The following is a 12,959-nucleotide window of genomic DNA, read 5'->3' as shown; positions in this document are numbered from 1 at the left end:
CACAGGCAAAGCAACAGGACCCATGAGAAACCATCTGATCATATCAAGCCTGGCTCTCGCAGCCGCGACGGGCGCGGCCTCGGCGCAAGAGGCGTGCAGTACCTACGAGATTCAGCGAGGCGACAGCCTGCGGGAACTAGCGATACAGGTCTATTCGACTGAAGACTATCGGTTTATCTACGACGCGAACCGGGATGTCATCGGCTCGAACCCGAACATCATTCGGGTCGGCGATATTCTGACTTTCCCCTGCCTTGAAGAGGTCGGACGCGAGGCAGCAGTGCCGGATACCGAAGCCGGACGCATCGCCGCGGAAATGGCTGCCGAGTTGGTGAAAGCCGCAGAAGAGCGGGCCGAAAAAGCCATTGCCGACGCCGAAGCCCGCGTTGCAGCAGCCGAAGCCGAGGCCAAGAAGGCCAGCGAAGACGCTGTGATCGAGGCCAAAGCGGCGGCCAAAGAAGAAATTGAAGCCGCACGCGCCGAAGCTGCAGCGCTGATCCGCAACGCAGGCGACAATGAGCGGCCCGAGGTTCGGGATCGCCAGATTTTGCTGATCACCGGCGGAAATTATGCACCCTTCACGGATGAGGCACTGCCGAACCGAGGGTTATATACCTATCTGGTCGAAACCGCGATGCTGCGGGCCGCGCCCGAGCAATCCTACAAGATCCAGTTCGTCAACGACTGGTCGTCGCATCTGGATCTGCTGATGCCGACGCTGGCGTTCGACGCGACATTCCCCTGGTCGCGCCCCAATTGCGAAGAGGCCGAAGCCCTTTCGGACAAGGACCGTTCGCGGTGTGAGACCTACAATTTTTCCAACCCATTCTACGAGGTTGTTGACACCTTCTTTGCCCGCGAAGGTTCGGGCTATGAACAGACACTGACCTACGCGGATTTCGCGGGCACCACGATCTGCCGCCCCGAAGGCTGGTCTCTGTCGCACATGGATACGGTCGGCCTTTACGAGCCGGCGATCAAGTTGATGCGTCCGGTTTCGCCGGATGACTGCTTTCACGCCGTCATGGAAGGCACCGCCGACATCGTCGCCATCGAGGCACACCTGGCGGTCGAGGCAATCGGTCGGCTGGGTTACGAACACCGCATCATCGAAAACCCCAATCTGGCGGCGATCAAGTCGCTTAACATCATGACCCACAAGGACAATCCTGACGGGGAGGCAATCCTTGAGACGCTGAACCAGGGTCTGGCAATCATGCAGCAATCGGGCGAATGGCGCGACATCGTGTCGACCGCCCTGCGTCACCAAATGGAAAATGGCTAAGGCCGCAATCGGCCTGACACACAAGAAAGTCTGGAGGAAGTGGACATGTTTAATATTGATCTGAAGAAAGTGGTAATGTCGGCCACCGCCGTCACAGCACTGAGCGCAACCGCGGCGGCGGCACAGGAAGCCTGTACCAACTACACCGTCGAGGATGGCGATACGATGGCAACCATCGCCATCGCGGCTTATGGAACGTCGAACTATCAGCCGATCTTCAACGCGAACCGCAACGTCATTACGAACCCGAACGCACTGGAACCGGGCCTGGTTCTGGCCCTGCCCTGTGAGGACGGCAGCCTGCCCAACGGTCAGACCGCACAGGAAATCATCGCGGCGGAAGAACAGCGCGCGGCCAGCGTCAAGCGGTCGAGCGTCTACCAACCGCCGATCAAACTGGTCACCGGCAATGGCTGGGCACCGTTTGCCGATGAATCGCTGAACGGCGGCGGTGCAATCACCCGCCTGGGCACCACTGCCCTGCAGCGTGGCGGCAACGCCCGCGACTATTCGGTCAGCTTCGTGGACGACTGGAACTCGCACCTGGAAACGCTGCTGCCTTTGGGGGCATTTGACGTATCCATGGCGTGGAACATGCCCGACTGCACCAACCGCACCTACGAATGGTCGTGGGAAACTGAAGTGCGCTGCACCCAGTTCGACTCGTCCGTTCCGGTTTATGACATCGTGGTCGGGTTCTACACCCTGCCGGAAAGCAGCTATGCAAGCGCGACAACTTTCGAAGAGCTGAAAGGGTCCACCATCTGCCGCATGGACGGCTGGTTCATCCACGATCTGGAACAGGAAGGCCTGCACAACGGCGAATCCATGACCCTGATGCAACCCATCACCGCGCGCGAATGCCTCGACGCTGTTCTGACAGGTACCGCCGACGTCGCGACGTTCGAAGTTCAGTTGTTCTCGGACACCATGGTCGAAATGGGCCTGAACCAGAACGACATGGTGGAAAACCCCTTCGTGACCTCGCTGTCTTCGCTGCGCTTCATCAGCCACCGGAGCAACCCGTTCGGCAAGCAGTATCTGGCGATGCTGAACAAGGGCCTGAACGAAATGCGTGAATCCGGCGAATGGTACGCCATCGTTTCTGACACGCTGCGCGAGCACAACGAGAAACTTATGGCAGCTTCGAACTGATCCCTCGGTTCAGCTGATACACTGGGGCCGGTTCCGCAACCGGCCCCTTTTTTGTTCGTGATAACCCAGTGCCCTGGCCTGGACATGGTGGTTGGGCGCCGCATCACGGAACTGAAAGAAGCCTAAGCTGATCGCCTTTTTGTCCTTTGTATCCGGGATTATTCTGGACACGGTGACCGTCGGACGGCGGGAAATGAAGCGGCTGCATTATCTCAGCCTGCCAGCGCCAATATCCAAATAACGGCACTCGGTCTGCTTTCGGACGGGCAAAAAACACCCCAACTACGGGAAACCCCCAATATCGGAAGCTGCCGGGTTTGATATTCTGACCCCAACAGCACCGGTGAGGCCTGAGCCTCTCCACTCACTTGAAAAGGGACTGACTTTGGGGGTCAGTCCCTTTTTACTTGGCTCATTGGATATTTACTATCCGTAAAGGGCCGCACAGGTACGCGCGGCCCTGGATAGTTTTACCCGATAATGGCGTTCAACGTCGCGCTGGGGCGCATGACCGCGGCTGCCTTCGTCGGATCTGCGTGATAGTATCCACCCAGATCGGCGGGCGCGCCTTGCGCCGCAGCCAGTTCGGACAGGATTTGCTCTTCCTTGTCGGCAAGTTCTTTGGCAACCGGGGCAAATTCGGCGGCCAGATCGGCGTCATCGGATTGCGCAGCCAGCGCCTCGGCCCAATATCGTGCAAACCAGTAGTGGCTGTCGCGGTTGTCGGGCTGGCCAACCTTGCGGCTGGGCGATTTGTTGTTGTCCAGAATGCCTTGCGTCGCGGCTTCGGCTGCAGCACCCAGAACCCCGGCCTTAGTATTGCCCTTGCTGTCGGCCAGGAAGTTCAGCGATTCACCCAGCGCACAGAACTCACCCATCGAGTCCCAGCGCAGGTGGTTTTCCTCCACCAACTGCTGCACGTGTTTGGGCGCCGAGCCACCCGCACCGGTCTCAAACAGACCGCCGCCATTCATCAGTTTGACGATCGACAGCATCTTGGCCGACGTGCCCAGTTCAAGGATCGGGAACAGGTCGGTCAGGTAGTCACGCAGGACGTTGCCGGTGATCGCGATGCTATCCTTGCCTGCTGTAATGGTCTCCAGCGACTGACGGGTCGCCTCACGCGGGGCCATGATCAGGAACTTGTCCGCGACGCCAGCCGCCTCAAGCGCCGGTTTGACGTATTTGATCAGCTCTGCGTCATGGGCGCGGTTTGCGTCCAGCCAGAAGATCGCCTCGGAACCGGTCAGGCGCTGACGATCCTTCGCCAGCTCAATCCAGTTTTCGATCGGAGCCATTTTGACGGTGCAGGACCGCCACATATCGCCCTTTTCGACCTCATGCGAATGCAGCGTCTCACCATTGGCCAATACGATACGGATCGTGCCATCGGCGGGTGCTTGGAAGGTGGTCGGGTGCGAGCCGTATTCTTCCGCCTTCTGCGCCATCAAGCCCACATTGGCCACGGCACCGGCAGTTGCCGGGTTCAGCGCGCCGTTGGCTTTGAAGAAGTTGATGGCCTCATCATAGACGGGCGCATAACAGCGGTCGGGAATCACGCAGTTGGTGTCACCCTTCGCGCCGGTTTCGTCCCAGCCCTTGCCGCCTGCACGGATCACGGCGGGCATCGACGCGTCGATAATCACGTCCGACGGGACGTGCAAGTTGGTGATGCCCTTGTCGCTATCGACCATGTACATCGACGGACGGTCCGCCTTGATCGCGTCGATCGCGGCCATGATGTCGGCGTTGCCCTTCACGCGATCCAGAAGATCACCCAGACCAGAGTTCGGGTTCACGCCCAAAGCGTCCAGTTCCGCGCCAAACATCTCGAACACCGGTGCCAGCCATGCCGTGACCGCATAGCCGAAGATGATCGGGTCCGAGACCTTCATCATCGTCGCCTTCATGTGCAGCGAGAACATGGTGCCATCTTTTTTAGTGTCCTCGATGGCGTCCGCCAGGAACGAAGACAGTGCCTTGACCGACATGAAGGTCGCGTCGGCAACAGTGCCTTCGGCCAGAGGCCAGGCATCTTTCAGAACGGTCACGCTGCCGTCCTTGCCAACAAATTCGATCTTGGCATCACCCGCCTGAGCAGCCGTGATGGTGGCTGATTTCTCATTGGCATAGAAATCGTTGCCAGACATGGAAGACACTTTGGTTTTGCTGTCCGACACCCACTCACCCATCGAATGCGGGTTCTTCTGAGCGTAGTTCTTGACCGCACGGGCCGCGCGACGATCCGAGTTGCCCTCACGCAGAACCGGGTTAACAGCCGAACCTTTGATGGCATCATAACGTGCGCGGATCGCCTTTTCCTCGTCAGTCGAAGGCTCTTCCGGGTAGTCCGGAATATTGTAGCCCTGCGATTGCAGCTCTTCGATGGCTGCAACCAGCTGCGGGACCGACGCCGAGATATTCGGCAGCTTGATCACATTGGCATCCGGCGTCTTCACCAGCTCACCCAGTGCGGCCAGATCGTCTGTGATGCGCTGATCTTCGGTCAGGTTCTCGGGGAAGGTTGCCAGAATGCGGCCCGCCAGCGAAATATCCTTGGTGCCGACACTCACGCCAGCGGCCGAAGCGAACTTGCGAATGATGGGCAGGAACGATGCGCTCGCCAGCTCCGGCGCTTCGTCTACAATGGTATACAATATATCGAAGTTCGATTTTTCTGCCATATTCCCTTACCTTTTTTAAGCCTTTCAGGGGCGTGCGATCCAAGAGTTGATGCCACATCAACGTGGCGCGGCAGGGGCACGATCAGGATGCTGCCCCTTGGTTACTCTGATTTGACAGGGCCTCCCATAAAACAGGATGGCCCCGGGATCAATCACCGGAACGCGCGCAAATTGACACGGGGTTGGGTGAACCAGATGAAACGGCGCAGAAAAAGGGTCGGCCTTGCTGCCTCAGACGCCCCAGGTGTCGCTCAGACGATAGCCGCCCGGCCAAGGGTCATCGGGATCCAGCATGTGTTGGTGAATGCCGGTAATCCAGCCCTGGCCGCTGATCTCCGGGACAATAGCCGCGCGATCGCCCAGCCGTGTTGCCTCGACGATTCGACCGGTAAAACGCGAACCGATGATGGAAATGGCTTCGAACGTTTGGCCGACCTGCATCTGTCCTTTGGCGGCCATCAACGCCATGCGTGCCGAGACCGCCGTGCCGGTGGGTGAGCGATCGACTTTACCCGGTTGAATGGCCACGGCGGACTTGCCGCGCACCCCTTCGGGAGCTTCCTCCAAAGGACCGCAGAAGGCACAGAAGGAGATGTGATCCCAATCCGGGTTTTCGGGATGGGAAAAACCAATCTGTTCATTCGCCGCATTTGTGATTGCAACACCCATACGCGCGATATCACGCGCCTCATCTTCGGTGATCTCAAAGCCCAGAGCGGCGGTATCGACGACAACGAAACTGTCGCCTCCAAAGGCCGTATCGACCTGCAACGTTCCGACGCCCGGAACTTCGAGTGGAACGCCGAGCTTGTCGGCAAAGCTGGGCAGGTTCTGCACAAAGATACGTCTGGCCTTGCCGCCCTCGCACTCGGCCCGGACACGGACCAGGCCGCCGGGCGCCTCCAGCGTCAGATGGGTTTCGGGCTCCTGCATCGGGATGATGCCGCCATCCAGCAACACGGTCGATACGCAGATCGAATTCGATCCGGACATCGGCGGCGTATCTTCAGGTTCCATGATGATAAAACCCGCATCAGCGTCAGGATGTTTGGGCGGCACCAGCAGGTTTACATGCCGAAATACTCCGCCCCGCGGTTCGTTCAGGACAAAATTTCGTAAGGTCTGATCATTTGCGATGAATGAACGCTGGTCCCACAGCGTGTCGCCCGGGGGCGGCGCGACACCGCCAACGATCACATCCCCGACCTCGCCTTCGGCATGGGCTGAAATCACATGAATTGTCTTCACGCTGCGCATGAGGGCTCCTTAAAACCGGGTGGCAGAAAAGGGATCAGGGGAAATCTCAGGAGTATTATCGACAAGGATGTCGGCAACCATTTCAGCGGTCCCTGCTGACTGGGTCAAACCCAGATGACCATGGCCAAACGCATAGATCACATTGCGTGAACGGCGTGCAGGGCCAATCACCGGAATACTGTCGGGCAGCGACGGGCGGAATCCCATCCATTGCGTGCCACCTTCGGTCCTGAGCCCCGGCAGAAACTGCGTCGCCTTTTGCAAAAGGGTGTCCGCCCGCCGGAAGTTCGGAGGCAGCTTCAGCCCACCAAGCTCGACAGCACCCCCGATGCGCACGCCGCCGTTGATGCGACTGGCCACGAATCCGTGGCGGGAAAAGGTCAGATGCATCCGCAGATCGAAGGCGCCTTCTGGCAAGGTCGTGTTATAGCCGCGCTCGGTCTCCAGCGGGATGTGATCGCCCAGAGTGCGCGCCAGTTCATGCGACCACGCACCGGAAGCGACGACAACTTTGTCGGCCTCAACCGTTCCACCGGCATGGCTCAAGTGCACCGATGTGTCCCGGGGAGTAACGGCGCGAATTTCCATTTGCTCGATCCGGCCGCCGCGATCCAGAAACGCTTGCGCCAGATGGCCTACCCAAGTTTTTGGATCGACCGTGTTCATCCAACCCGGTGTGAAACCGGCATGAGTAAAGCGGGGGCTGAGACCAGGCTGCAACTCGGCAATGGCTTCACGGTTTTCCAGCAGTTCAAACGCGATCCCGTGACGGCGGCGTGTTTCCCATCCGGGCAGGCTGGCACGAAACTCTGCCTCGCCTTCATAAAGCTGCATCTGACCATCCCGCTGAATCAGCGCGTCGCCATCGACGTCCGAAATCAGACGCTCCAGCGCAGCGCCCGACAGGCGCATGAGGCCCGCCTGTGCGGCCAGAAGCTCGTGATACCGGCGCGGACGGCTGGCCTGCCAGAACCGCATCATCCAGGGCGTGATCTTCAGGGCATATGCAGGGGGAATTGACAAAGGCCCCAGCGGATCCAGCAACCATTTGGGTGCCTTGCGCATGATGCCCGGCGTCGCCAGCGGCTCGACCTCGGTCAGGGCAAACGCTCCGGCATTGCCGGCAGAAGCCTGCGCCGCGACGCCTTCGCGGTCCAGCACGCGAACATTATGACCCCGACGCTGCAGCTCAAGCGCAGTTGTTATGCCGATGACACCGGCACCGATTATCACAACATCCGAATGCTTCACGTCGCAATCCCGGCTTTGAACCGATCATTTTCGGCAAAGATCAGCTTCGCCTCGGCCATGACATGGGCCTGCCCGGTAATCGAGGGTATGACACCTCCATTCGGGCCCGGCTGATAAGACAGGCGATAGGTGCTTCCGATCACAGATTCCTGCACGATCTCCTCGCCCGGGGCCAGTTTTCCATCCGCCGCCAAACAGGCCAGCCGTGCCGAACTACCGGTGCCGCAGGGCGAGCGGTCGTAATTGTCATCCGGACACAGAACAAAGTTGCGGCTATGAACGCCATCCGTCGAAGACGTTCCCTGAAAGATCACATGATCAACCGGTTCACCCTGTTCGCCGCCAATACCCTGCGCGATCGAGGCTTCGCGGATGGCCACGGCCATATTCGTCAGCTTTGCGATATTCCCGACACAAACCGGAATTGGACTGGGATCGACAATAAAGAACCAGTTGCCACCATAAGCCAGATCGCCCGTCACCGGCCCGTACGCTGGCACGTCCAGGGTGACAGAGCGCTGTACCCGGCGGCTTTCGATGTTTGTCACGGTCACTGTGTTTGCGTCATGCAATTCGACCGTCACCACCCCCGCAGGAGTTTCGATGCGATGGGTGCCCTGCCCGATCCGACCCAAGTGGGCCAATGTCACGGTCAGACCAATGGTGCCATGACCACACATGCCAAGCACTGCGTCTACGTCAAAATAGATCACGCCGGTCACACAAGTCGGATCAACCGGTTCGACCAGCAATGCGCCGACCATGGCCGGTTGCCCGCGCGGCTCGAGCATGATGGAGCGGTAAAACTCCTCATGCTCGGTTGCCAGTCGCCGGGCTCGTTCGGCCATGGGGCCATTGCCCAGATCAGGTGCGCCATCCAGGATAACCCGCGTGGGCTCGCCCCCGGTATGGCTGTCGATCACATGCATTCAGCGATCACCCCGCCCTGCGCTGACCAGTCGGCGAACCAGCTTTTGAACAGTTCATACTGCTGTTCACAATAGTTGCGCTGTGCATCATTCAACTCATCGCTTTCGTTAAAGTGCAGGCGGTATTCCGGTTCACCGTTCAGCACTAACAGATGCTTGTAATAGAGCACCAGATCGGGGCCTTCGTCAAAGCTGGAAAGAACATGGAACGCCTCGGTCAATTCCTGAGCGCGCAAACGGGCCTCGGCGCTTCCGGTGGCGGCTTTTTGCGACAACGCCGCCAGCAACAGCGCCTCGCGCGGCAGCGCATTGCCGATTCCGGTGATCGAACCGGTCGCGCCGCAGTTTACAAAGCCATGAAAGACTTCGGTATCGACGCCTACCATCAGGGTCACGTTGTCATCCTGACTGGTGATGTTCTCTGCTGCGTAGCGCAGATCGTCCTTGCCACCGAATTCCTTGAATCCGATCAGATTGGAGTGTTCGGCCCGCAGCGCAAAGAACAACTCGGCGCGGGTGGCGAATCCGTAATAGGGGCTGTTGTAGATCACGGCAGGAATGTCGGGCGCCGCAGTCAGAATATCCCTGAAATGGTTCTTCTGCGCCGCCGGCGAACTGCCACGTGACAGAACGCGCGGGATCACCATCAGGCCGGCGGCGCCCACTTTTTGCGCGTGGGCGGCATGGGCCACGGCGGATTTTGTGTTAATGGCCCCGGTGCCCACGACAACCGGAAGGCCGGCGGCTACCAGACGCTCGACCCCCTCCACCCGCTGTTCGTCGGTCAGCAGGGGCCAATCCCCCATCGAACCGCAATAGACAACCGCCGACATCCCTGCATCGATCATCTCCTGACCCTTGCGGACCAGTGCGTCATAATCCGGTTTGCGGTCCGGTGTGCAGGGCGTCATGAGGGCGGGCATGGTGCCGGTGAAGACATTTTTGGGCATGGGGCAAGTCCTTTGGAAGCAGCGTTTCGTACGGCAGGAGGAAATCAGGTCAGAGCCGTTTCGAATCGGAATAACGGATATTGGATACAAAATCCATAAAAATTCTGCGCCAAAGCAAAACGCGCCGAACCGGTGACTCGACGCGCTGTTTGATCAGGGTTCAGGTGTCAGATTCAGCGCAGGCGCTGCCCGGTTTCGGGGTCGAACAGTAATGCGCGGTCAGGTCGGACCGAAATGCCAATTCGCTCGCCCTGCGTGCTGCGTTGATCGTCGCGTTCTTCGACAATCATCCGGTCGTCATTCGGCGTTACCAGGTAAGAATACGACACCCCGCCAAGCGCTTCGGTCAGGTCAACGGTGCAGGTCTCGCTGCCGCGATCAATCTGGATATGCTCTGGCCGAATGCCCAGCGTGACCTTGTTGGCCCCCGAAGGCACGGACGCCGTAACCGGAATCGACTGATTGAGTGCAGGATGACTGACCTGACCATCAACGACATCGCATTCCAGAAAATTCATCGCGGGCGAGCCAATGAAACCGGCCACAAACCGATTGTCCGGATCACGGTACAAATCCATCGGAGCGCCGACCTGTTCGATCCGCCCGTCCCGCAGCACAACGATCTTGTCGGCCATGGTCATCGCTTCGACCTGATCGTGCGTGACATAAATCATCGTCGCGCCGATTTCGTTGTGCAGTCGCGCAATCTCGACCCGCATCTCGACCCGCAACTCGGCATCGAGGTTCGAAAGCGGCTCATCAAACAGGAACACTTCGGGCCCGCGAACGATGGCGCGCCCGATGGCCACCCTTTGCCTCTGGCCACCCGACAAAGCCTTCGGCTTGCGTTTCAGGTACTGGTCCAGCTTCAGAATTTCCGATGCTTCGTGCACCTTCTTGTCGATTTCGGTTTTCGAGACGCCATTCATGCGCAAACCAAAGCCCATGTTCTCCGCCACCGACATGTGCGGGTAGAGAGCATAGGTCTGAAACACCATTGCCACGCCACGTTTGGCCGGGTCCATATGGGTTACATCCCGCGAACCGATGTTGATTTGCCCTTCGGTCGTTTCCTCAAGCCCGGCGATCATGCGAAGAAGGGTGGACTTGCCGCAACCTGACGGACCCACAAATACGCAGAATTCACCATCTTCGATCTCAAGATCTATGCCGTGAATGACCTGTGTCTGGCCGTACCGCTTGATCGCGCCGTTTAGTGTAACTCCGGTCATGTCGCATGCATCCTGTCTTTGCGGGTGGTCCTACGGGATTCTGGGAATTGCCATGCCTGAGCTTCGGCACCGATCTGATCGGCCACATGGCGGACACGGGGAATCCAGGCTTCGAGCTGGGTGAAATCCATCCGTTCCGTGAAGCCGGTTACGGAAATTGCGCCCAACATGCGCCCGCCCGAAGTCAGGATCGGGCATGCGATGCAGATGATGCCGGGCTCGTGCTCTTCATCGTCGATCGCATATCCGCGCTGCCGGATCAGTTCCAGATCCGCGCGTAGCGCCTGTTCCGAGGTAAGTGTCTTGTCGGTAAACCGGTGATAGCTTTGTTGCGACACCGCCTTGGTCAACGCCTCGTCATCCAGATGCGCCAACATCGCCTTGCCGACGCCTGTGCAGTATGCGGGGCCGACTTTGCCAGCTTGCGAGAACATCTCGACCGGCTGCGCTGCGTTACGTTTGTCGACATACAAAACCTGACTGGAATCAAGCTGTGCAAGGTGAACTGTTTCCCCTGTTTCCTGACTTAGCGCGTCGAGAAACGGGCGGGCAATCGGGGCCAGTGAGCTTTGGGTCCAGGCATCATGCGCCAACCGCACCAACCTCAGGCCAGGTGCATAGGTCTGACGGTCGGGATCGTAGGACAACATCCTTTGGTGGGTCAGCGATTGCAGAAACCGGTACAACGTCGCCTTGGGGAAACTGCTGTTGTCCAGCAGCTCCGCGAAACGGACCGGGCGTCCGAATGCAGCCACCTGATCCAGCACATCGCATGCTTTCCCAATTGTTCCTTCACCTGCCACGGGCGCTTTTCTCCTCCGTTTGCCCACGGCCGACAGCACGTGGGTCTTGACAAGACTAACCGAGTCGATGTGTAGTTTTCAATATATAAAACTAAGTTTCACTATGTGGAACCTAAATGTGGAAGCTAAGGGAGGAAACCATGCATTCCATCTACAAGCGCACAACGGCCGCGCTGGCCATGAGCGTTGCACTTGCCGTTCCGGCCTATGCCGAACTCACTGGTGAGCTGCGGATTTTCCTGGACACATCCAACCCGGCGCCGCGCGCGACGATGGAAGCGATGATCGGCCGCTTCGCTGAAAAGCACCCGGGGCTGGAAATCGAAACCACAGTGATCGACCGCGAGGCGTATAAGACGCAAATCCGCAACTTCCTGACCGCCGACACACCGGACGTTGCCACGTGGTATGCCGCCAACCGCATGAAGCCTTATGTCGAAGCAGGCCTGTTCGAGGATGTTTCGGACCTGTGGGCCGAGCCTGAGATTGCTGAAAACCTCGCCTCGACCAAGGGCGCGATGACCATCGATGACAAGCAATGGGGTGTACCCTACACCTACTACCAGTGGGGAGTTTATTACCGCAAAGACATCTTTGATGAGTTGGGCCTTAGCGAACCCACCACCTGGGAAGAGGAACTGGCCAACTGCCAGAAAATCGTCGACTCAGGCCGCGCCTGCTATACCATCGGCACCAAATTCCTGTGGACCGCAGGCGGCTGGTTCGACTACCTGAATATGCGCACCAACGGCTTCGACTTCCACAACCAGCTTGCCAATGGCGAAATCAGCTGGGAAGACGACCGGGTCAAGCAAACCTTCGCCAACTGGAAACAGTTGATCGACATGGGCGCATTCATCGACAATCACCAGACCTATAGCTGGCAAGAAGCTCTTCCCTTCATGGTCAACGGCGAAGCGGCTGCATATCTGATGGGGAATTTCGCTGTCGCGCCGCTAAGGGATGGCGGCTTGACCGACGATCAGCTGGACTTCTACCAGTTCGTGTCCATCAACCCTGATGTCGAAATGGCTGAAGATGCCCCGACAGATACATTCCACATTCCTGCGAACGCATCGAACAAGGAAGCAGCGCGCGAGTTCCTGCGCTTTGTGGTCTCTGCGGAAGAGCAGACCGAAATCAACAATGGCTCGAACCTTGGGCAATTGCCGGTGAACGCACAATCCTCGGTGGATGATGACAAGTTCCTCCAGCAGGGCTTCCAGATGTTGTCGTCGAACAGCCCGGGCGGCGTGGCGCAATTCTGGGACCGGGATGCACCGGCGGAAATGGCAAAAGTGTCTATGGAAGGCTTCCAGGAATTCATGGTCAAACCGGACAATCTGGACCGTATCCTGGCCAAGCTGGAACGCGCACGTGAGCGCATTTACGAAAACTAATCCGGTTGGGCCG

The 12,959-nt window shown here is 58.7% G+C and carries 10 protein-coding genes; 3 read left to right on the top strand and 7 right to left on the bottom strand.

Annotation, left to right across the window (positions count from 1 at the left end; translation table 11 throughout):
* The first annotated feature begins 22 nt into the window (after nucleotides 1-22).
* Nucleotides 23-1,285: a transporter substrate-binding domain-containing protein gene (locus tag ACR0MI_RS17340; RefSeq protein ID WP_170611176.1), complete on the top strand. Its 1,263-nt coding sequence runs from the start codon at nucleotides 23-25 to the stop codon at nucleotides 1,283-1,285.
* Between the two features lie 45 nt (nucleotides 1,286-1,330).
* Nucleotides 1,331-2,440, top strand: coding sequence for a transporter substrate-binding domain-containing protein (locus ACR0MI_RS17335; protein WP_170611179.1), 1,110 nt, complete (start codon nucleotides 1,331-1,333; stop codon nucleotides 2,438-2,440).
* Between the two features lie 470 nt (nucleotides 2,441-2,910).
* Here ACR0MI_RS17335 and ACR0MI_RS17330 read toward each other — a convergent pair whose 3' ends face one another.
* From ACR0MI_RS17330 to ACR0MI_RS17300, 7 genes are all read right to left on the bottom strand, one after another.
* Nucleotides 2,911-5,124, bottom strand: a complete 2,214-nt coding sequence (locus ACR0MI_RS17330) for an NADP-dependent isocitrate dehydrogenase (RefSeq protein ID WP_480855009.1) — start codon at nucleotides 5,122-5,124, stop codon at nucleotides 2,911-2,913.
* Nucleotides 5,125-5,355: 231 nt separating this feature from the next.
* On the bottom strand, nucleotides 5,356-6,381 hold the full coding sequence (locus ACR0MI_RS17325; protein ID WP_170611185.1) for a trans-3-hydroxy-L-proline dehydratase: 1,026 nt from the start codon (nucleotides 6,379-6,381) through the stop codon (nucleotides 5,356-5,358).
* 9 nt (nucleotides 6,382-6,390) lie between these two features.
* Nucleotides 6,391-7,632 carry an NAD(P)/FAD-dependent oxidoreductase gene (locus tag ACR0MI_RS17320; protein ID WP_170611188.1) on the bottom strand — a complete coding sequence of 414 codons (1,242 nt, stop codon included), beginning with the start codon at nucleotides 7,630-7,632 and terminating at the stop codon, nucleotides 6,391-6,393.
* Nucleotides 7,629-8,561, bottom strand: a complete 933-nt coding sequence (locus ACR0MI_RS17315) for a 4-hydroxyproline epimerase (RefSeq protein WP_170611191.1) — start codon at nucleotides 8,559-8,561, stop codon at nucleotides 7,629-7,631. Before ACR0MI_RS17315 ends, ACR0MI_RS17320 begins: the two co-directional genes overlap by 4 nt.
* A complete protein-coding gene (locus tag ACR0MI_RS17310) occupies nucleotides 8,552-9,511 on the bottom strand; it encodes a dihydrodipicolinate synthase family protein (RefSeq protein ID WP_170611194.1) in 960 nt (319 codons plus the stop codon). The genes ACR0MI_RS17315 and ACR0MI_RS17310 overlap by 10 nt, the downstream gene beginning before the upstream one ends.
* Before the next feature lie 173 nt (nucleotides 9,512-9,684).
* Complete coding sequence (locus ACR0MI_RS17305) at nucleotides 9,685-10,743, bottom strand: sn-glycerol-3-phosphate ABC transporter ATP-binding protein UgpC (protein ID WP_170611197.1); 1,059 nt, start codon at nucleotides 10,741-10,743, stop codon at nucleotides 9,685-9,687.
* Entirely contained in the window at nucleotides 10,740-11,546 is an 807-nt protein-coding gene (locus ACR0MI_RS17300) for an IclR family transcriptional regulator (protein WP_170611200.1), read from the bottom strand. Before ACR0MI_RS17300 ends, ACR0MI_RS17305 begins: the two co-directional genes overlap by 4 nt.
* A 140-nt stretch (nucleotides 11,547-11,686) precedes the next feature.
* Here ACR0MI_RS17300 and ACR0MI_RS17295 point away from each other — a divergent pair, with 140 nt between their 5' ends.
* Complete coding sequence (locus ACR0MI_RS17295; protein WP_170611203.1) at nucleotides 11,687-12,946, top strand: ABC transporter substrate-binding protein; 1,260 nt, start codon at nucleotides 11,687-11,689, stop codon at nucleotides 12,944-12,946.
* Nucleotides 12,947-12,959 lie beyond the last annotated feature (13 nt).

Source organism: Ruegeria sp. D4 (assembly GCF_056534475.1).
The sequence above is the reverse complement of the archived record's forward strand: the minus strand, read 5'-3'. Positions and strand labels throughout refer to the sequence as shown.